A 19,071-nucleotide genomic window follows, 5' to 3' on the forward strand; every position below is an offset into this window, starting at 1 on the left:
ACTCGTAGCCCGGAGCAGTTCACAGTTGTTCTACAAGTTGCGGACTACAAGGAGCGGCTGCCCTGCGCAGCCCATGCCTGACTCCGGAGACTCCCATGCACCGTCGTGACTACGACCTCGCATCCCCCCGCGCGCGCGCCGCACTGCGTTTTCCAATCGGTCTGGCGCTGGCGCTGACGGCATTCGCCAGCCAGGCCGGCGACCTCTGCTCGGCCGGCGATGGACCGACCTTCGCGGTCACCAACAGCGGTTTCTCCGACTACCTGATCAATGGCATCGGCGACCCTACTCTTACCGTCGTGCGCGGCTGCAGCTACACCTTCAACGTCAACGCCTCCGGCCATCCCTTTCTGCTCAAGACCGTGCAGGGCAGCGGCACCGGCAATCTGGTCAGCGACGGCGTGGTCGGCAACGGCGCCCAGGTCGGCAGCATCACCTGGACCGTCGCCGCGTCCGCGCCGTCGACGCTGTTCTACAACTGCCAGTTCCACTCCGCGATGACCGGCACCATCAACGTCATCGACTCGCCGCTGCTGTTCGCGGACGGCTTCGAGGACTGAAGCAGGCGCTACCGCCAGTTCGCGTGCGTGCGCCAGAACGCCACGCTGCGCGCAAAGGCTTCGCGGTCAATGGCCACGCCGGAGCCACCTTCTTCGACCCCGAGCGCATTGCGCAGCATGGTGATCGGCGCCATCGGGGTCTCCTCGGGTTCGGCGGTGTACATGCAACCGACCACGCCCCAGTCGGCATCGATCGGCGTGCCCTCCTTCGCCATCTGCTCGCGGCTGTAGAGGATCACCACCAGATAGTCCGCAACCGGCGCCCGACGCCCTCGAACCAGCGCACCAGCACCGGCAGCTCGGTACTGTTGCGCGCTTCGTAGTCGGAGCGCAGCAGGTGCCGGTTCGCGTCGGTGATCGGCACCGTCAGGCAGCGCGTCGAGGTCCAGTTGCGATGCACGTGCAACTTGCAGAACGGCGCGTAGCCAGCGAGCACCTGCAGCGGCGCGTGCTCGTTGAGGTAGCGCTCGAACTGTTCGGCGCTGATGTCCTGGAGGGTGTTGCGTCGCGGCTCGCGCGGGAACAGCCGCGGCCGCGCGAACTCGGTCAGCACGATCGCCATGGAAGCATGATCCCCGGCTTCAATGCGCCGCGCCCAGCACGAAGTCGAGCGCCGCGCACACCGCCGCCACCTGCGCGGCGATGCACTGTTCGGGCGTGGCACGCGCGCTGTCCGGATAGACCTCGGTGGTGGTGGTGTAGCGCGCATCGGTCATGCCGGCGCACAGCCCGAGCGACTTGAACGGATAGGCAATGACGCCCTCCGCCAGTACCTTGGAGCCGATGATCTCGCCACGGGCGTCGGCGGGCGCGATGTGCGTCACCTTCGCCACCGCCTCGATGATCGCGCGCTGGAACGCGGGCTGTGTGTTGGCGGCGTCGTCGCCCAGATAGAAGCCATCGGGAATGGTGCCGGGATCGAACGCGCTGCCGTCGCGCGCGGCGAGCGCGGGGCGGAACTCGCTCTCGTCGCTGTCGGTGGTCTCGTGCAGATCGACGTGCACCACGATCCGCTCGCGCCACGGCGCAATGAAGCGCATCAGCGCCGCCGCCTCCTGGCACAGGCCGCCATCGCGGAACGAGCGGTTCGGATCGACGGCATCGGCATTCCAGCGATGGATGCGCTCGTACGCCCAGGGGCTGATGCACGGTGCGACCAGCAGGTTGCAGCGCCCGGCATAGCGCTCGGCGTGAGCTTCGAGGAAGCGCAGCGCGCCCTGCACGCCGCTGGTCTCGTAGCCATGCACGCCGCCGGTAACCAGCGCGAACGGCCGCGCCTCATCCCAACCTCGACTGCGGATCGCCAACAATGGAAACCGCTCGCCGCCGTACGCGACCTCCCCGTACTGCTCCACCCCAAACCGCCCGCGCAGCGCCTCGATCTTCGCCAACACCTCCTCGGCAAAACTCCGCAACCGCCGCCGCCCCGCCAACCACGCCGCCCGCTCCGCCGCGCCCCAGGGTGTACCGGGAATACCGATGGGATAGGCAACAGGTGTCGACATGGCGGACTCGCTCTGATCAGGAAGGACAGTCCCGAACTCTATCGCCTGTCCCCGGCTCCGCGCACCGACCGTCCGGATGATCTGCGCCCACCCGTCATCGGCCTTGCTTGAGCGCCGAAGGCGCGGCCGAGGTGAGCCCGCGGCATCACCCCGGGAGACAGGCTCTGACCGCTCAATCAGAAATTAAATTGCATTTAAGGCCAGGAATCATGCTTTAATTTGGTATGGCCAAGCGCACCCCACCCACCCATCCGCGCGTGCGGCGCCAGATCGAGGCGCTGGGGCAACGCCTGCGTGCAGCCCGGCTGCGCCGCTCGATGACCCAGGAAGTGATGGCGGAGCGCGTCGGGGTCAGCGTCCCGACCATCGCCAAGCTGGAGAGCGGCGAGCCTTCGACCAGCCTGGCGACGATGCTGCGCGTATTGACCGCGCTCGGCCTCACCGACGACATCGACCTGATCGCCACCCAGGACCGTCTCGGCCGCGAACTGCAGGACAACGCACTGCGGCGCGGCAACGCCCGGCGGATGCCGCAAGCGCAGCCGGCGCCATCGCGCACTGCGCGCTGATGCCCGCGGTCATCGACCCGGACCGCTGAAAACGCACCCTGCCCGTTCACCTGTCTCGGCGCGATGCGTGCGTCATTCATTCGAGCAACCGTCCGCGCCGCCGCGGTGCCTGTCAAGCTGCCACTACTGACAGGTTGCCCGGCACGCACCGAGCTGGCTCCAATCCAGACGCGCACGCGACGAAGCAGCCAGCGCTTCGCCGCAGGCCCCATCCCATGGTCAGGAGCACGGCATGATCCCTGCACGAACGCGCTTGCTGGTCGCTGTGTCCCTGGCGCTGGCCCTGGGCGGATGCGCGTCGATGCACTCCTTCACCGAAACCGGCTCGATCGGCGTTTCAACCAGTCTCGGTGAATCGGAGTCGGGCTACACCTATGTGCCGGTCGATCCGTTCCCGGTCAAGTCGGTCGATGGCGACAGCTGCAAGGAAGGCTCCGACGGGCAAGCCGCGGGAAAGCGCGTCTGGAAGCCGCTGCTCGAGGCCTTGCCCGACAATGCGGTGCGCATGCTGGTCGAGCAGTTCGATCGCAGCGGTGGAATCACCTACGGCACGTCGAAGGCGGGCGCGAAGGGCGAGTCGTATCGGGTGACGGTGGACTACATCAACGCCGACACCATCAATGTCCCGGTTGCGATCACGCGGCTCGCGCATCAGGCGAACGGCACGAAGCACGAAGTCGACCTGTTCTCCGAGCTCGGTCCCGAGCATGACCCCAAGCGCGTCAGCTACCGCGTGCAGCGCATCGACACCACGGCGCCCGACCCGGACGTCGACCCGCGCGCGGTCTTCAACATTCCGGTGTACGTCGGCGTCGGCCTGCGCGTGTCGGCCAACGTGACGGTGATCGGCGCGAACGCGAACATCTCGGGCATCGGCGTGATCGGCTACGAAGCCGAAGCCGAACGGCTGCGCGGATCACTCGTGGTGCAGACGCTCGGCATCAACGGCAAGGCCATCGCCGCAGCGCTGCCGATCCAGAGCGAACTGAACCGCACCACCGCCCAGAACGCCATCGTCGCCGTCGGCTCGATCAAGTCCCTGCTCTACGCCCAGGAGACCATCACCTCCCCGCGCGTCGTCGGCCTCTACCTCCCCTTCCCCGGCGGCAAACCCCTGGTCAACGCCCTCATCTCCGAACTCTCCAAAAACCGCGCCGACTGGCCCCGACCATGCACCGTGGCCGCGACTGCGACCACGGATGCGGGCGTGGCTGCCAACTGACACTTCGCGCTTCGCGCTGTGTGCAAGTCAGCAACGCACCGTTCGCCGACCTGACGTTGGCCGAACCGAATAGTTCTGGTAATTGTCGACACTCGAGCGCTTGTCGATCCCCTGGGAGAACGAAATGGCTGCCGTACCAAAGCGAGTTGCAGAGCGAGTGGTTGCTGGCCTGAAGCGTTATCAGGCAATCCTGGCAGCCGCGCGAGCGCGCGACGTCAACGAAGCGGACACGGTAACGATCATCAAGGACATGCTCGCCGACGTCTTCGGCTACGACAAGTACACCGAGGTCACCTCGGAATTCGCGATTCGCGGCAGCTATTGCGATCTGGCGACCAAGTTGGATGGACGCATCGCGACGCTCATCGAAGTGAAGGCGATCGGAATCGATCTCAAAGACCAGCACGTCAAGCAAGCGGTCGACTACGCAGCCAATCAGGGCGTGGAGTGGGTGCTACTGACCAACGGTGTGTCATGGCGCGTCTACCACCTGATCTTCGGCAAGCCGATAGATTTCGAACTCATCGTGGATATCGACTTTCTCCAGCTCAATCCGCGCTCAGACGCGACGATCGAGAAGCTCTATCTCTGGTGCAAGGAAGGCTGGGTGAAGTCTGCTCTGGGCGACTTCAAGGACCGGAAGGACGCGCTGAGCCGGTTCGTGATTGCCGCGACGATCATGACCGACCCGATCCTGGACGTCATACGGCGCGAACTGCGCCGACTGACTCCTGACGCGCGCATCGACACGGACCAGATTCGGGAAGTGCTGACGTCAGAGGTGTTGAAGCGGGACGTTCTCGAAGGCGAAAAGGCAGACGACGCAAGACGACGAATCGCCCGTGCGGCATCCAAGGCCCTTCGCGCAGCACAACCGAGGTCTGCGCCTGCAGCACAATCCCCACAAGATGCAGCGAGTAGCGACTCATGAGCGCTTCCCGCTTTGCGATCCTTTCCAGGTCAAGTCAAAGCTGACTCTTCTTCCCTTCGTTCCAGAAGCGGACGAATCTCGAGAATCGCCCTTCGCACTTCGCGAGAGCTTCCTCCACTTCGCTCATGTGCCGGGCCAACCGAAATCGTCTTTGCGTGCCAGAGCCGCGATAGGGAACTTCAGCGAAAACCCCACAATCCAGAAGCCTGGGAAGTACTCCATCGAAGAAGCTGCTGGCCGAAGCTCCTAGTCTGACTCGCAACGTATCCTCATTGTGCTGCGTGGAACGCATGAATGCCCGCATCACCTTCTCGACTAGCGTCAGCTCCTCGTCGCGATCAATGATTGGCGCTGCCTCCCCGCCTGGCTGCGAGCTTAAGCGGAATCCAGCTCGAATCAGTTGGGATGAGATCATGCTGGGATCAAAGTAGGGGGCGTCTTCATCGTCACCAACAGCGCAAGCAACATGGCAGTCAACGAACGTTGCATCTGCAACAACGATCCCCGCCAACTCGATGCGCTCGAAAGAACAGTTCGAAAACTCAATCGAAATGAGTTCAGAATGCGCCAATCCAGTGGGGCCAAAACTGCAGTTTCGGAAAGTCAACTCGCGCAGTCGCCTACCGCGCATGGCCTGCGCTCCGAATGAGAGCCCGTCAAGTTCAAACCCTGTCCAATTGGCGCTTTCACCGTCGGTCACCAATCGAATCACCAAGTTGCCCACGTTTTCCGGCACGAACGAGGTAGAGAGCTCTCCCCTTGCGACCGCGGTGAGTAGCGCAACCAGAGATCTCGCATCGCGTTCTTGGCGCAAGCATTCATGGATTGCCTCATCGATCGTGACTTCTGCAACAGTCCCCACCCGCAGAAACGAGCGGATCTCTTCCGAATCGCCCTTCACCAGCGCATTGCCAAGGCTGATTCCGACAAAGAACTGCCTGAAGTCCTCGTGATCGAATCCAATGCCCCCACGACCGCCGAGCGTGCTGACCAATAGAGCATGGTTTGGCAACCGCTCTGTAACTTGGCGTGCAATGACTGGACCCTTCTGATTCTCCTCGCAAAACATGTCTGCAACGATTTGCAGGACATCAGCCCGAAGAACATCCGTCGTCGAAGCCCACATCTCCCTAGCTACAGCTGCGAGCAGCCGGGTGTGTTCGTCGACGGTTAAAAGGTTGGCATGTCCGTCCTTGTCACGCCACTTCTCCGCGGCTTCTCGCTCGACGATAGCGATCACAAAGGCATGAAAGTACTGCTGAGTCGTCACGCCCATAAGGTCAACCAGTTGGTGCGCCTGTTTCAGGTCTTGAGCTACATCAAATAGCCTTCTAACGAGAACTGCTCGAGTCAAGACCGGATGATCCTCAGAAAGTCTGGATCGCACAGCCTCATAAATCGACTCAGCATCCTTGCGTCCGCGCTTACTCGCGTACTTGAGAAATTGGATCTTTGACCACCGCTTCAGTGCCACACGGGAGAAAGAGACCGACTCTTCGGACCCGATTGCATCGAAAAGCCTTGCCTGAGTTCTGAAGCTTTGGTACTCAAAAAATGCCTTCCTTGCCGCAAATAGAACCTTGCCTTCAGACTGAAGTTGGTCAACCAAGTTGCCTAGCGCCGAAACAGCTTCGCCAGACGAGTTCTCAACTATCATTTCCTCAAATCCATCAAACGCCGGAACCACAACGCCCATCCGGACGAGCTCGATGAAACCATCGAAGAACCAGTACTGGAATCGGTAGGTGGTCATCAATGCGCCGAGCACGACTTCATCAAATCTGAGAAATGCCCTTCCGCCCAGAGGAATTGGCACTAGCAACCAATCGACTTCTCTCCGCTTGTATTTTTCGGCTATCTGTCTAGCCATGCGTCCGATTAGTGTGGTCTTGCCCTCTCCCGCATCGGATGTTAGGTAGACGACTTGGGTAGTACCTGGACTCTGACTGGAAAGAAGACGAGTGCAAGCGGCTAGAGCATCCGCCTCTTCGATTGACGTCGATCCTTGCGCTGATTCGAGGCTCGGTAGGTAGCTAGCGCCCGGAGTAACAAAACTCTGAACCTCTGGAATCGACATCAGTATCCGATCCGCGAGCGTCTGGACGCGAGCGAGACGCCGAATAATCCAGTTTTGCGCAAGAAGAGTATCGGAGCCTTCGGTTACGTACAGAGCACCTTCACGCATCTCGAAGTGCGCATCGATGACTTCATCCATCATCTGCAATATGAACTGCCCGTTGCTGTTCTCAAAATTGGCTGGCGACTCGGAGAAGCATCCAACAACTCGTTTGAAGTCCTTTACTTTCACGGTCATCTCCAATCTATTTGTTTGTATGCGGATCGACGAACAGACTGGTAATACGCGGGAAGACTTGCACCGCCCGTCGGCACAAGGTGAATGACTGCGCGCGCCCTCTGCGCGGCCATGTTTATCCCCGGCCATATATCATCGTCTCGAGAGACGATTGCGATGTGTGCGCTCGCTCTCGTGGAATACTCAATAAGATCAGCCACCATCATGGTGTCCACCACCTTCTGTTCACCTCGTTCCAGTACATCTGCGTGCGAAACACTGCAGTTCGCCTCTGAGCAACCGCTCGTCATGAATGCGTGAACATCCGAACTCGGGCATCTAGATGGATTCGAACACTTCACCCAAGGTTGCGACTTGCACAGTATGTTCTTAGGCGCTGATCGAGAACGAAACGTGTTATCCACGAGCGTGGCTGGGTCTGCAAGAAGAGAGCTGGCGAGCGCCACGGTTGCGAGAATGCGCCGACCCACTTGGCATTGGTGACTTATCGGGGAGTACTGAGCGAGATCGGCGCTGATCTTCTGAGCGATTCGAGTCAGGGAGCCCCTCTCGTACCAACCGCCATACAGGCGCACCTCGACTCTCGAAACGTCTGCGGGGATTTCCGCCTCACACAACCGAAGCATTTTCCGGACTACGTGCTCAACGCCTAGTTGCCTCTCCGAATTGGCAATGTTGTCGTAGTCAACCACGAACATCATTCAGTGTTCCTCCTCGCCAAGAGGGGAGCAATACGCCGGCATGGTAACGCTGGCTGCGGTGTCGGCGACGGGTACGGGTTCGCCGGCGCGCTGCGGCTTGCGCTCTGCCGTCGATGCAGACGGCGCCGACGCGTCTGTGCACGCGGCGAGCATCAGGGCGACCATGGGCGCGAACAGACGCTGCGGTTTCAAGTCGGGGCTCGGTGGGGTTGGCTGCGGTTGATGATGCAGCGCGGCCGCTTGGGCGGCAACTGTGTGGATTGAAGCTGGGGGCTGGGAGAGCGTGCGAACAAGTTCGCACCCACAAGAGCAGAGCGCACCCACCAGAGCTGAGCGCGACGACGAGAGCGCTATTCGAAGCTGGAGGCGAAGAGGGTGTCGGCGGCGGTGGTGTGGGCTTGGATGGCGGCGTTGATGGCGAGGCGGGAGGGGAGATTGAAGAAGGGGCGGTTGAAGCGCATGGTCGAGTCGCGCGAGGGGCGGTAGGCGCCGTTGCTGTAGTAGCTGGCGCCTTCGTAGACGCCGAGCACGCCGTCGCGGTGCACGGTGGGCACGGGGGCATCCGGTTCGGGCAGATGATCGCGCCAGGGAATCTGCGCGGGGTCGACGCGCACGGCGGCGTTGGCGCATTCGAGGTCCTAGGTGGTCGAGCCGGTGAGCCAGTGGAAGCCGCCGAAGGTCGAGTATTCGTCGCACAGCGCAGCGGCGAAGTGGCCCATCTCGTGCGACTGCACGGTGTTGTTGTGCTCGTCGTTCAGCACCCCGCCCGCGAACACGATGAAGCCGGGTTCGCCGGTGCTGGCATCGGCGCGGCACCGGGATGCGACTGCGGCGAACTCGTCTCCGCGCCGTGGGTGCACTATCCTCGCGGCATGCAGAAACCTTCCACCGCCGCCGAGATCGCCCGCCGCGCCGGCATCGACCTCGGCTTGCTCGCGGACGACCTGCGACTGAGCCACGAGCAGCGCGTGCTGCAGCATCAGGACGCGCTGAACCTCGCCCTCGAACTCGAACGTGTCGGACAGGACTTGCGTGATCGATCTGCAACGGCTGCTGCGTCGGCTCGCTGAGTCCGGCATCGAGTTCGCCGCGGTCCTGCACGGTTCGAGCGTGCGGACGCGCGATCTCGCTTCATGGCCCGATCTGGCTCGATGACTTGATTCAGGCGAAACAAGCGCTCGGTCGCGACAAGGACCTGCTGGTCGCGAAAGAACTCCGGGTCATTCGCGACCGCCGGTGAGCAGCGGGCAGCTGCGGCCCGGAGGCTCAGAACTCGAAGCCGTCGAGCAGCAGGCGATCGGCGATGGCGTCGACGCTGAAGGCCTGGTTGACGCGGGTGACATTGCCCTGCACATCGCGGATCTCGACACGCAGGTGGCGGTCGCTGGCGGTGCTGATCGGCGTCGACAACGCGATGACGTAGCGGCCATCGCCGAGCGCACTCGCGAGGTCTGCGAGTTCGCTGTCGGCGGCGCGGCCATTGACCGCGAAGTCGGCACGTACCGACAGCGTGCCGAGGGCGAGCCCCGAATGATTGTCGGCAGCGGCGAAGCGCAGTGCCTCGATGGCCGTCGCGTTGAGCCCGGGTCGCGGCGAACTCACCGTCAGCGTCGGCTTCAAGTCATCGAGCAGGAAGCCATAGGCAGGGTTGCCGGTGTCGATCGCGGCACCGAGGTCAATCCAGCGCACGAACATCAGTTTCTCTTCTTCCGTCAGCGGCTGCATCGGTGGCGGAGGCATGATCGTGCCGCTGAAGTCGAGATCGGCCTCGTTGGCGTTGGCGCCCGCCGGTAGCGTCGCGGCATTGCCGGGCACGCTCTCGGTCGGATGATCGGCATTGCTCCAGCCGTCGAGACGCTGCCCGAACAGCTTCCAGATCAGCAGGCTCCTGCGGCTCTGGAAGCTGCGGATGTAGCGGCTGGCATTGGTCTGGCGCCAGCGGCCATTCGCGATCACCGGCGGATGCCCGTACTGCGCGTTCTCGTCGGCGGCCAGGCGGCGATAGTCACCAGGCAGGCCATTGACGACCGTGGTATCGGCCAGATTCAAATTGCCCGGCGGATTCGTGCCCTGGTGGCAACCGACACAACGCGCCTGCAGGATCGGGCGGATATCACGCAGGAACTCGACGCTCACCGCACCGTTGTTCTCCACGCGCAGGCCGGGATCGCCACCGGGCGCGCTGCGCGTCAGCAGCGGGGTCTGTCGACTCAGGTCGAACAGCGCGTAGCTCGGCAGGCTCGCGGCCGTGCTCTCGAACGCGAGCGGCTGCTGGCTATGCGCATGACAACCACCGCAGTCGGCGCGCAACTCGCCCGGCCGCACCTGGTGCCAGGTCTGGGCCATGTTCAGCAGCATGCCGTTGCGGTCGAGCGTCTGGAACGTGAACGGCGTATCGGCCGCGAGCTTGGCGAGAAAACTGGTGTCCGGGTTGCCTTCGAGATCGAGCACCGGCTGGCCCTGGCCATTGAACTTGCGCAGCGGAATCTCGCCGAGGATGCGCAGGCGCTCTTCGGCATGGCTGGTGAACTGACGGCCGATGTTCGGCCCGTAGCTGCGATGGCTGTGCGGCTCCATGCCGACCACGCGCACTGCCCAGATGTCGCTGTTGTTGTACTTGCCGGCATCGGCGCCCTGGCTACCCCAGTTGCCGGACTGGCCGTTCTCGCCGGTATTGAAGGCATCCAGGCCATCGAAGGTGTTCGACCACGACAGCACCAGTCCCGGAAAACTCTCGCGCTTGTAGAAGCTCGACGTACCCACGAGGCCATGCGCGCCGCCCGCGGGCAGCGCCGCGTGCACGCTGCCGTCATTCGGCAGCCACGGCAGCGTCGCCGGCTCGGCCACGCCATGCACCGCTTGATACGGCACCACCGCGCGCGGCCAGGCTTCGTTGTACGCCGGATTGTTCTTGATCAACACCAGATCGGCGGGGCTGTTGAGAACGTTGCCGCCGGGCGCGAGATAGAGGCCGGCGTCGTAATACGGCAGCGGCGTCGGCCGATTCAGATCATTCGCGGGACCGGGCGTCCACACCACCAGCAGATCGTTGTTCGGCGCCGCCGAGGGATGCGTGAACTTGCCGACACGGGTGACGCCATCGGCTCCGATCGGTGCGGCTTCGTCCTGCGCGGTGGTGAACGGCGTGATCGAGTACAGCCCGCGCGGCGTGAATCCCATGCGGAAGTCGTAGCGGTAACCGGCGCCAACGGTTTGCGCGATCGCCGGGTTCTCGGCCGGAAATGCGCTATGGAACCCGGGCATGCCAGGCGGCGGATTCAGCGGCAGCCGATACAACGCGCCGAAGCCGTTGGCGTTCAAGTTGTAGTAGTCGAGGATGACCAGATCGGAATTGCCGAGCTGGGTCATGAAGTGGAAGGCACGATCATTGTTGAACGCGCTCGCGATCGGCCCCCAATTGCGGCCGTCCGGCCAGATCGACCAGATGCCCCACAGGCGGCGGTCGCGCAGACCCTGGCTCTCATGCGTGCTGAACATGATCCGGCCATCGCGCAGGATGGTTGGATGCAGGGCGCTGGAAATGTTCATCGGCGCGATCGGGGTGACGTTCTGGCCGTCCTCGTCCATCACGTACAACTGCAGCGTCGGATTGGTATAGGCCTTCGGCGGCTCGAAGCCATTGCGATTGCTGGTGAATGCGATCTTGCCGCCCGGCAGCGGGCAGGGGCCAAGATTGAGGATGCCATAGCCGAGCCGATTGAACTGGCCCGGCGGATTCAGCGGATTGCTCTCGTCCCAGTTCCCGGCGCCGGTGTTCGGCGTGAACTCGCCGTGCGTGAGCTGCTCGATCGCACGCGTCTGCAAATGGATGCGGAAGATATCGGCGCCGGCATGCGGCAAGCCACGCTGCGGGTTGATTGCTGCCGGTCGCATGTCCGGGAAATAGCTGTAGTAGACCCACTGCGCATCGAACGACAGGAACGGGTCGGTGACGCTGCCGTTGCCGCCGGCGACCAGCACCTCTTCGCTGCCGTTCGGGTGCAGCAGCATCAGATCAGCCCGGGATCGATCTCGGCCGGGTGAAACACCTCCGGCCAGGTGGTGTTGACGTTGTCGCCGAAACGCGGCTGGCGCACATAGACGATGTCGTAGCTCACCACCTGCGCGCAGACCTCGCCCGCGAACACCGCCGCGAGCAAACACCCGATCAGCTTCCATCCGCTTCGCATCACCCAGCCCCGCTCATGCCATCCACGGCGGCGAACGCTAACGCCGCCATCGATCCTGGACTGTGACGCGCGCTGCCTTTGTGGGTCCGCATTTGTTCGGACGCTCTCACCGCATCTCCCCGAACCGTTCCAACCGAGGCTCCAGCGACTACCGTCGAACCCGCCGGCAGGGACTTTCCCGGCATCCACTCCTGGTCAATTCTCAATGCGCAGATGGTCGCGCGCGACCTGATCCCGGCCGCATGACATGCCCGCCGTCGCGTCCATCGGCATTATGCGGCCGCGGTCGCGAGATTCAGTTCGCCGCGTTCGGCCAGACTTCGGTGCAAGGAAGCTGCGCTCAGGTCGAAGCCATTGGGCCAGGACAATGCGCCGAGTTCGATGAAGTGTCGGCTGAAATACGCCGGATCGCGCAGCGGCGCCGTCATGGTTGTGTTCGCCTCAACGAAGTGCGCGAAGTCGTACACACCTCCAGAACCATCCGAGAAGTGCAGCAGCAGGCAGTAACCCTGCTTCGGCTCAACGCTGACCAGCTTAATCATTGTCCGCTCCCGAGATTCGAAAGAGGGGCAGCAACGCCTGAGCGTTGTCCCAATTCTGCGCCAGTTCTGCGGCATGGTCGAGACACCATTGCTTGACGAGAACATGGGCGCGTTTCGGCAGTGCGCCCTCGAAGATCGATCCGTCAACAATGGATACCAGCGCCTCCCGGCCCTGATACTCCACGCGCATGTGCGGCGGTGGATGATCCGCGAAGTACATGCGCACATAGATCCCGAAGAAACTGGCGATGATCGGCATGGCTACATGTTCCACTGGGCCAGGGATCGAGTCTACCTGCCCGCCCGCAATCCACCCGCCCGGATCACTCCGAAGACCGATCACGGCCCTGCTGCTTGCCGATGCGGGCGAAGTCCATCATCTCTTCGAGCCACTGCAGACGCTGCGCGGGAGTGCGGCGCATGAAGCTCTCCTTGCGCCAGTGCTCGGCGTCTTCCCAGGTGCCCCAGCGCTCGCTTGGTTCGTCGATGCGATCAAGGATCGGATTGGATTTGGGATCGTTGGCGTTCATGCAGTTGCTGAATATCGCTCAGGTCTTTCGGGCGGCCGGCGGCTTGCTTCATTTGTACCAGATGCTCGACACAGGCGACCCGGCAGTGGGTACGGCGCAGCGCGACCGTGGTCGCAGCCGCATCCAATTCGGCATATTCGATCGGATTCTCTACGAACAAATCGACATCCGGGCGCGCACTGGAAAGATCGTAGAAACTCATGACCCGCATGCCCTTGTCACTGATCCACGATTGGCGAATGGCCGGGTCTGCGAATCCGCGTGGATCCGCCGGGATCTTCGCGCGAAATCCAGCGCCCAACAGCGCATCGACGGCCGCGAGTGCGTTGGCTCGCTGCAAGTCGAGAATCAGGTCAAGGTCTGCCGTGATCCGATCCACACCTCGAAGCACTACTGCGACACCGCCGACGCACACATAGCGAACGCCGGCGTCGTTCAGTGTCTCAAAGATGCTTTCGATGTCCATGGCTGAGGTCCGGTCTACATGTTCCGCCGGTACTCGCCGCCGACGTCGTAGAGGGCGTGGCTGATCTGGCCGAGGCTGTGCGTCTTCACGGCTTCGATCAGGGCGGTGAACAAGTTTTCGCGGCGGCGGGCGGTGGATTGGAGGAATGCGAGGCCATGCGCGCTGACCCGGCCCTCACCCTCGGTCCCTCTCCCGGGGGGAGAGGGAAGACAAGCAGTGTTCCGCAAGGACTGATACGTCGCGACGTTGTCGATCTGCTGCTGCTTCTCGGCTTCGGTCGAGCGGATCAATTCGATCTCGGTCGCGACTTCGCCGCCGTGTTCGCGCGGCAGGTAGGTGTTGACGCCGATCAGCGGCAGCGAGCCGTCGTGCTTCTTCTGCTCGTAGTACATCGACTCTTCTTGAATCTTGCCGCGCTGGTACATCGTATCCATCGCGCCGAGCACGCCGCCGCGTTCGCTGATGGCTTCGAACTCCTTGTACACGGCCTCCTCGACGATGTCGGTCAACGCCTCGACGACGAAACTGCCCTGCCACGGGTTCTCGCAGAAATTCAATCCCAGCTCGCGGTTGATGATCAGCTGGATGGCCACCGCACGCCGCACCGACTCCTCGGTCGGCGTGGTGATCGCTTCGTCGTAGGCGTTCGTGTGCAGCGAATTGCAGTTGTCGAACAACGCGTACAGCGCTTGCAGCGTGGTGCGGATGTCGTTGAACTGGATCTCCTGCGCGTGCAGCGAACGGCCGCTGGTCTGGATGTGGTACTTGAGCATCTGGCTGCGCTCGTTCGCACCGTAGCGCTCGCGCATCGCGCGTGCCCAGATGCGGCGCGCGACACGGCCGATCACCGTGTATTCCGGGTCCATGCCGTTGCTGAAGAAGAAGCTCAGGTTCGGCGCGAAGTCGTCGATTTTCATGCCGCGCGCGAGGTAGTACTCGACGATGGTGAAACCGTTCGAGAGCGTGAACGCCAGCTGCGAGATCGGGTTCGCGCCGGCTTCGGCGATGTGGTAGCCGGAGATCGACACCGAATAGAAGTTGCGCACGCGCTGGTCGACGAAATACTGCTGGATGTCGCCCATCATGCGCAGCGCGAACTCGGTCGAGAAGATGCAGGTGTTCTGCGCCTGGTCCTCCTTGAGAATGTCGGCCTGCACCGTGCCGCGCACGGACTGCAGTGTCTCCGCCTTGATGCGCGCGTACACCTCGGGCTCGACGACCTGGTCGCCGGTGACGCCGAGCAGGCCAAGGCCGAGGCCATCATTCCCGTCCGGCAACATGCCGTGGTAACTCGGGCGGTGCTTGCCCTCGAACAGCTTCTCGATGGTGTTGTGCGCACGGTCCCAGCGCGCCTGGTCGGCACGCAGGTACTTCTCGACCTGCTGGTCGATCGCGCAGTTCATGAACATCGCCAGGATGATCGGCGCCGGTCCGTTGATGGTCATCGACACGGATGTGGTCGGCGCGCACAGGTCGAAGCCGGAATAGAGCTTCTTCATGTCGTCGAGCGTCGGCACATTGACGCCGGAGTTGCCGATCTTGCCGTAGATGTCCGGGCGCGGCGCCGGGTCTTCGCCGTACAGCGTGACCGAGTCGAACGCCGTCGACAGCCGCGCCGAAGCCTGACCATTGCTCAGGTAATGGAAGCGGCGGTTGGTGCGCTCGGGCGTGCCCTCGCCGGCAAACATGCGCGTCGGGTCCTCGCCGCTGCGCCGGTACGGATAGACGCCGCCGGTGTACGGATACGCACCCGGCAGATTCTCCTTCTGCAGAAAACGCAGCTGGTCGCCCCAGTCGCGCATGGTCGGCGCCGCGATCTTCGGGATCTTTTGGTGGCTCATCGACTCGCGGTAGTTCTCGACGCGGATGACCTTGTCGCGCACCGTGTATTCGTTGAACTCGCTGGTGATCGACGCGCGCCGCTGCGGCCATTCGCGCAACAGGTTCAGCGCGTCGTTGGACAGCGCCTTGATCGCCTCGTTGTAGCGCTGGCGCAGGGTCAGCAGGGAGCGGTCGATCATCTCGCTTTCTCCCCTCTCCCCCCGGGAGAGGGGCTGGGGGTGAGGGACAGCCTGCCACGAAGCTTCCCGCAAGCCCGCTCCCTCACCCTCGGTCCCTCTCCCGGTGGGAGAGGGATGCAGAGCCTGTGGCGCATACAACTCCAGGGGCTTCGGCAACGCCGGGTCCTCGAGGTCACGCAGGGCTTCGTAATAGCTCTGCGCCTTGCTCGCGATCTCGGACTGTGATTCAACGGAACGGTTGATGCCGCGGCCCTGCTCGGCAATCTCGGCCAGGTAGCGCGTGCGGTTGCCAGGGATCAGCACGGTGGCGCGTGGTTCGCGCAGCGAGGTGTCGATGTCGGGCGTCCACTTCGCTTCCGGCAACTGCAACTTGGTTCGCAGCAAGCGACACAGGTTCGCGAACATCCAGCCGATACCGGGGTCGTTGAACTGGCTCGCGATCGTCTGATAGACCGGCACCTCCTCGTCGGCGAGCTTGAACGCGACGCGGTTGCGCTTCCACTGTTTGCGCACGTCGCGCAGCGCATCTTCGGCGCCGCGTCTGTCGAACTTGTTCAACACCACGAGTTCGGCGAAATCGAGCATGTCGATCTTCTCGAGCTGGCTCGGCGCGCCGAAGTCGCTGGTCATGACATAGACCGGGAAGTCGACCAGGTCGACGATCTCCGAATCCGACTGGCCGATGCCGGCGGTCTCCACCATGACCAGGTCGTAGCCCTGGCCGCGCAGGAACGCGATGCAGTCCTTGAGCACCGCATTCGTCGCGACGTGCTGGCGCCGGGTCGCCATCGAACGCATGAACACGCGCGGGCTGCGCAGGGAGTTCATGCGAATGCGATCGCCGAGCAGGGCGCCGCCGCTGCGACGGCGGGTCGGATCAACCGAGATCACCGCGATGCGCATCTCCGGGAAGCTGGCGAGGAAGCGGTTCAGCAGTTCATCGGTCACCGAGGACTTGCCGGCGCCGCCGGTGCCGGTCAGCCCGATCACCGGCGTCTTGCCGCCGGCCAGCTGCCATTGCTTGCGCAGCGTGGTCAACTCGGAATCGCTGAACTCGCCGTTCTCGATCGCCGACAGCATCCGCCCGACCGCAATCTCATCGTCCATCGAAACCGAAAAAACGGGGTCAGAGTCCTTTTCCCGGGCGATCGCGGCGCCAGCATGTTTGTTGCCGACCGGAAATGGACTCTGACCCCGTTTTCCATGCCGCTGTCCGGTGCGGCGGACCAGATCTTCGATCATCGCGACCAGGCCCATGGCCATGCCGTCGTTGGGGTGGTAGATGCGCTCGACGCCGTAGTCCTGCAGCTCGCGGATTTCCTCCGGCGTGATGGTGCCGCCACCGCCGCCGAACACGCGGATATGCGCTGCGCCGCGTTCCTTGAGCATGTCGACCATGTACTTGAAATACTCGACATGGCCGCCTTGGTACGAACTCAGCGCGATGCCGTCGGCGTCTTCCTGAAGCGCAGCGCGCACCACGTCCTCGACCGAGCGGTTGTGACCGAGGTGCACCACTTCCACGCCCTGCGCCTGGATCAGCCGGCGCATGATGTTGATCGCGGCATCGTGGCCGTCGAACAGGCTGGCGGCGGTGACAAAGCGCAGCGGCGTCGCCTCGCTCAAGCGTTCGGCGGCGGGCATCTGGCTCGCGGGTGTGCTCATCGGGAACTCCGGTGCATCGAGGTGAGGCGCGCATTGTAGCGACGCCATCGGCGCGATTGGCCCGCTGCCGGAGTCCGTGCGCAGCGGTACGGAAATGTTCCGGAAACGCTAAGCTCCGACGATTCGAGCCCCATCCTGCCCCAAGGAGCCGCGCATGCAAGACGACTCATTCGACCGCGCCCAACGCCTGATCCGTCGACTGCGCGAGCGTCTGCCGCGTCCGACGCGCCGCGATGTGATCCGCGCCGCATTCGCGTTCAGCGCCGCCGGCATCGCTGCGTCGCTGCTGCCGAAACCGGCGCGTGCCTACGGTTTCGAAACACCGCGCTTCACCGGGTACCCGTTCACGCTCGGGGTCGCCTCCGGCTATCCACGCGCCGACGGCGTATCGCTGTGGACGCGCCTGGCACCGGAACCGCTGCAGCCGGATGGAGGCATGGTCCCGGACATGATCCATCTCGGATGGGAAGTGGCGAGCGACGACAAGTTCGCCAACGTCGTGCGCAAGGGCGGCGTGCGCGCGGTACCGGAACTGGCGCACAGCGCGCATGTCGACGTGCGCGGTCTCGAACCGGGCCGCTGGTACTGGTATCGATTCACTTGCGGTGACGAGGTCAGCCCGGTCGGACGCACGCGCACCGCCGAAGCCAAGGGCGCCAAGCTCGACCGCCTGCGCTTCGCCGTGGCCTCCTGCCAGCACTACGAGCAGGCCTACTTCTCGGCGCACCGGCATCTGCTTGACGAAAACCTCGACCTGATGTTCTTCGTCGGCGACTACATCTACGAGAGCAACTGGGGCGATGATCTGGTGCGCCGCCATGTCGGCCCGGAAGCGGATACGCTGGCGCGCTATCGCGTGCGCCACGCCCAGTACAAGACCGACCGCGACCTGCAGCGCATCCACGCATCGGTGCCCTGGGCCTTCACCTGGGACGACCACGAAGTCGAGAACGACTACGCCGGCGCGCAGAGCGAGAATCTCGACCCGTCGTTCCTGCTACGCCGCGCCGCCGCGTATCAAGCGTTTTTCGAGCACATGCCGGTGCCGCTGACGATGCGTCCGCAGACGAACGAGATGCGCATCTACGACCACCTCGACTACGGCGATCTCGCCCGCTTCTATCTGGTCGACAACCGCCAGTACCGCGCCCCACAAGCGTGTCCGGACGCTTACAAGGGCGGTGGCTCGACCGACGTGCTGCCGAGCCAGTGCCCGGAACTGAAGGACCCGTCGCGCAGCATGCTCGGCGCCACGCAGGAGCGGTGGCTGGACCAGACGTTTGCAACCGCCCGTGCACAGTGGAACGTGATTGCGCAGCAGACCATCTTCTCGCGCTTCGGCAGCCTCCGCGAGGACGAGATGAGTGCCTGGACCGACGGCTGGGACGGCTACCCGGCCACGCGCGAGCGCCTGCTCGCGTCTCTGCGAACGCACCGCGTGCGCAACCCGATGATCCTCGGTGGCGACATCCACGCCACCGTGGTCGCCAACGTGCATCGCGAAGCCGGCAATCCGGAATCGGCGAAGGTGGCCGCGGAGTTCTGCGGCACCTCGATCGCCTCGCAAGGCTGGAGCGAGGACATGTTCAATCCGCGCCTGCCGCAGAACCCGCACGTGCAGTTCGGCAACACCACCAAGCGCGGCTACATCGCCTTCGACATCAACCGTCGCGGCTGCGACGCCCGCCTGCGCGTGCTCGACAACGAAAAGCGCGCCGACAGCGGCATCAGCACGCTGGCCAGCTTCCGCGTCGAAGACGGCAAGGCCGGGGTGGACAAGGTCTAGAGCATCGCGGGCCGGAGCCCGCTCCCACAGGTGCACAGACAAACCCACCTGGGGCCCCTGTGGGAGCGG

Annotated in this window: 18 protein-coding genes and 1 pseudogene; 6 read left to right on the forward strand and 13 right to left on the reverse strand. The window is 63.5% G+C overall.

All coding sequences use genetic code 11. The annotated features are described in order from the left end of the window. Positions 1 to 95: 95 nt before the first annotated feature. Complete coding sequence (locus IPG63_16980; protein ID MBK6728882.1) at positions 96 to 560, forward strand: hypothetical protein; 465 nt, start codon at positions 96 to 98, stop codon at positions 558 to 560. An 8-nt stretch (positions 561 to 568) separates the two neighbouring features. On the opposite strand, the pseudogene IPG63_16985 reads toward IPG63_16980, so the two are convergent. Both IPG63_16985 and IPG63_16990 read right to left on the reverse strand, forming a co-directional pair. Continuing rightward, positions 569 to 1,122 (reverse strand): annotated as a pseudogene (locus IPG63_16985) (DUF3228 family protein). A 19-nt stretch (positions 1,123 to 1,141) separates the two neighbouring features. Then, positions 1,142 to 2,065: a M14 family metallocarboxypeptidase gene (locus tag IPG63_16990; GenBank protein ID MBK6728883.1), complete on the reverse strand. Its 924-nt coding sequence runs from the start codon at positions 2,063 to 2,065 to the stop codon at positions 1,142 to 1,144. A gap of 224 nt (positions 2,066 to 2,289) precedes the next feature. Between IPG63_16990 and IPG63_16995 the strand changes: the two genes are divergently transcribed. The 3 genes from IPG63_16995 (at position 2,290) to IPG63_17005 (ending at position 4,787) form a co-directional block, all read left to right on the forward strand. Continuing rightward, the gene (locus tag IPG63_16995) at positions 2,290 to 2,634 is read left to right on the forward strand and encodes a helix-turn-helix transcriptional regulator (GenBank protein ID MBK6728884.1); all 345 of its coding nucleotides are present in this window, start codon (positions 2,290 to 2,292) and stop codon (positions 2,632 to 2,634) included. A gap of 232 nt (positions 2,635 to 2,866) precedes the next feature. Further along, entirely contained in the window at positions 2,867 to 3,856 is a 990-nt protein-coding gene (locus IPG63_17000) for a hypothetical protein (protein MBK6728885.1), read from the forward strand. Positions 3,857 to 3,980: 124 nt separating this feature from the next. Then, positions 3,981 to 4,787, forward strand: a complete 807-nt coding sequence (locus IPG63_17005; protein MBK6728886.1) for a type I restriction enzyme HsdR N-terminal domain-containing protein — start codon at positions 3,981 to 3,983, stop codon at positions 4,785 to 4,787. 34 nt (positions 4,788 to 4,821) lie between these two features. Here IPG63_17005 and IPG63_17010 read toward each other — a convergent pair whose 3' ends face one another. The 4 genes from IPG63_17010 to IPG63_17025 all read right to left on the reverse strand — a co-directional run bounded on the left by IPG63_17010 (position 4,822) and on the right by IPG63_17025 (position 8,662). Further along, positions 4,822 to 7,095, reverse strand: coding sequence for a hypothetical protein (locus tag IPG63_17010; GenBank protein ID MBK6728887.1), 2,274 nt, complete (start codon positions 7,093 to 7,095; stop codon positions 4,822 to 4,824). 707 nt (positions 7,096 to 7,802) lie between these two features. Beyond that, entirely contained in the window at positions 7,803 to 7,994 is a 192-nt protein-coding gene (locus IPG63_17015; GenBank protein ID MBK6728888.1) for a hypothetical protein, read from the reverse strand. Positions 7,995 to 8,152: 158 nt separating this feature from the next. Further along, positions 8,153 to 8,416: a hypothetical protein gene (locus IPG63_17020; GenBank protein ID MBK6728889.1), complete on the reverse strand. Its 264-nt coding sequence runs from the start codon at positions 8,414 to 8,416 to the stop codon at positions 8,153 to 8,155. Positions 8,417 to 8,440: 24 nt separating this feature from the next. After that, positions 8,441 to 8,662 (reverse strand): hypothetical protein, encoded by a 222-nt coding sequence (locus tag IPG63_17025; GenBank protein MBK6728890.1) that lies wholly within the window; start codon positions 8,660 to 8,662, stop codon positions 8,441 to 8,443. Between the two features lie 12 nt (positions 8,663 to 8,674). Here IPG63_17025 and IPG63_17030 point away from each other — a divergent pair, with 12 nt between their 5' ends. Beyond that, positions 8,675 to 8,872 carry a hypothetical protein gene (locus IPG63_17030; GenBank protein ID MBK6728891.1) on the forward strand — a complete coding sequence of 66 codons (198 nt, stop codon included), beginning with the start codon at positions 8,675 to 8,677 and terminating at the stop codon, positions 8,870 to 8,872. A gap of 196 nt (positions 8,873 to 9,068) precedes the next feature. Here IPG63_17030 and IPG63_17035 read toward each other — a convergent pair whose 3' ends face one another. The 7 genes from IPG63_17035 to IPG63_17065 all read right to left on the reverse strand — a co-directional run bounded on the left by IPG63_17035 (position 9,069) and on the right by IPG63_17065 (position 17,216). Continuing rightward, positions 9,069 to 11,813 (reverse strand): hypothetical protein, encoded by a 2,745-nt coding sequence (locus IPG63_17035; GenBank protein MBK6728892.1) that lies wholly within the window; start codon positions 11,811 to 11,813, stop codon positions 9,069 to 9,071. Then, positions 11,813 to 11,992 carry a hypothetical protein gene (locus IPG63_17040; GenBank protein MBK6728893.1) on the reverse strand — a complete coding sequence of 60 codons (180 nt, stop codon included), beginning with the start codon at positions 11,990 to 11,992 and terminating at the stop codon, positions 11,813 to 11,815. The genes IPG63_17035 and IPG63_17040 overlap by 1 nt, the downstream gene beginning before the upstream one ends. A gap of 272 nt (positions 11,993 to 12,264) precedes the next feature. Then, positions 12,265 to 12,534 carry a DUF2442 domain-containing protein gene (locus tag IPG63_17045; protein ID MBK6728894.1) on the reverse strand — a complete coding sequence of 90 codons (270 nt, stop codon included), beginning with the start codon at positions 12,532 to 12,534 and terminating at the stop codon, positions 12,265 to 12,267. Then, positions 12,527 to 12,793 carry a DUF4160 domain-containing protein gene (locus IPG63_17050; protein ID MBK6728895.1) on the reverse strand — a complete coding sequence of 89 codons (267 nt, stop codon included), beginning with the start codon at positions 12,791 to 12,793 and terminating at the stop codon, positions 12,527 to 12,529. Before IPG63_17050 ends, IPG63_17045 begins: the two co-directional genes overlap by 8 nt. Before the next feature lie 64 nt (positions 12,794 to 12,857). Next, the gene (locus tag IPG63_17055; GenBank protein ID MBK6728896.1) at positions 12,858 to 13,064 is read right to left on the reverse strand and encodes a hypothetical protein; all 207 of its coding nucleotides are present in this window, start codon (positions 13,062 to 13,064) and stop codon (positions 12,858 to 12,860) included. Then, positions 13,027 to 13,530, reverse strand: a complete 504-nt coding sequence (locus IPG63_17060; GenBank protein ID MBK6728897.1) for a hypothetical protein — start codon at positions 13,528 to 13,530, stop codon at positions 13,027 to 13,029. Before IPG63_17060 ends, IPG63_17055 begins: the two co-directional genes overlap by 38 nt. A 14-nt stretch (positions 13,531 to 13,544) precedes the next feature. Beyond that, on the reverse strand, positions 13,545 to 17,216 hold the full coding sequence (locus IPG63_17065; GenBank protein MBK6728898.1) for a methylmalonyl-CoA mutase family protein: 3,672 nt from the start codon (positions 17,214 to 17,216) through the stop codon (positions 13,545 to 13,547). A gap of 154 nt (positions 17,217 to 17,370) precedes the next feature. Here IPG63_17065 and IPG63_17070 point away from each other — a divergent pair, with 154 nt between their 5' ends. Next, positions 17,371 to 19,002 (forward strand): alkaline phosphatase D family protein, encoded by a 1,632-nt coding sequence (locus IPG63_17070; protein ID MBK6728899.1) that lies wholly within the window; start codon positions 17,371 to 17,373, stop codon positions 19,000 to 19,002. Positions 19,003 to 19,071 lie beyond the last annotated feature (69 nt).

This window comes from Lysobacterales bacterium, assembly GCA_016703225.1.
Classification (GTDB): domain Bacteria; phylum Pseudomonadota; class Gammaproteobacteria; order Xanthomonadales; family Ahniellaceae; genus JADKHK01.

What these genes read in the sequence shown, in the direction of transcription:
- IPG63_16980 (MBK6728882.1), top strand. Translation starts at nt 96, where the DNA reads ATGCACCGTCGTGACTACGACCTCGCATCCCCCCGCGCGCGCGCCGCA.
- IPG63_16990 (MBK6728883.1), bottom strand. Translation starts at nt 2,065, where the DNA reads ATGTCGACACCTGTTGCCTATCCCATCGGTATTCCCGGTACACCCTGG.
- IPG63_16995 (MBK6728884.1), top strand. Translation starts at nt 2,290, where the DNA reads ATGGCCAAGCGCACCCCACCCACCCATCCGCGCGTGCGGCGCCAGATC.
- IPG63_17000 (MBK6728885.1), top strand. Translation starts at nt 2,867, where the DNA reads ATGATCCCTGCACGAACGCGCTTGCTGGTCGCTGTGTCCCTGGCGCTG.
- IPG63_17005 (MBK6728886.1), top strand. Translation starts at nt 3,981, where the DNA reads ATGGCTGCCGTACCAAAGCGAGTTGCAGAGCGAGTGGTTGCTGGCCTG.
- IPG63_17030 (MBK6728891.1), top strand. Translation starts at nt 8,675, where the DNA reads ATGCAGAAACCTTCCACCGCCGCCGAGATCGCCCGCCGCGCCGGCATC.
- IPG63_17035 (MBK6728892.1), bottom strand. Translation starts at nt 11,813, where the DNA reads ATGCTGCTGCACCCGAACGGCAGCGAAGAGGTGCTGGTCGCCGGCGGC.
- IPG63_17040 (MBK6728893.1), bottom strand. Translation starts at nt 11,992, where the DNA reads ATGCGAAGCGGATGGAAGCTGATCGGGTGTTTGCTCGCGGCGGTGTTC.
- IPG63_17045 (MBK6728894.1), bottom strand. Translation starts at nt 12,534, where the DNA reads ATGATTAAGCTGGTCAGCGTTGAGCCGAAGCAGGGTTACTGCCTGCTG.
- IPG63_17050 (MBK6728895.1), bottom strand. Translation starts at nt 12,793, where the DNA reads ATGCCGATCATCGCCAGTTTCTTCGGGATCTATGTGCGCATGTACTTC.
- IPG63_17055 (MBK6728896.1), bottom strand. Translation starts at nt 13,064, where the DNA reads ATGAACGCCAACGATCCCAAATCCAATCCGATCCTTGATCGCATCGAC.
- IPG63_17060 (MBK6728897.1), bottom strand. Translation starts at nt 13,530, where the DNA reads ATGGACATCGAAAGCATCTTTGAGACACTGAACGACGCCGGCGTTCGC.
- IPG63_17065 (MBK6728898.1), bottom strand. Translation starts at nt 17,216, where the DNA reads ATGAGCACACCCGCGAGCCAGATGCCCGCCGCCGAACGCTTGAGCGAG.
- IPG63_17070 (MBK6728899.1), top strand. Translation starts at nt 17,371, where the DNA reads ATGCAAGACGACTCATTCGACCGCGCCCAACGCCTGATCCGTCGACTG.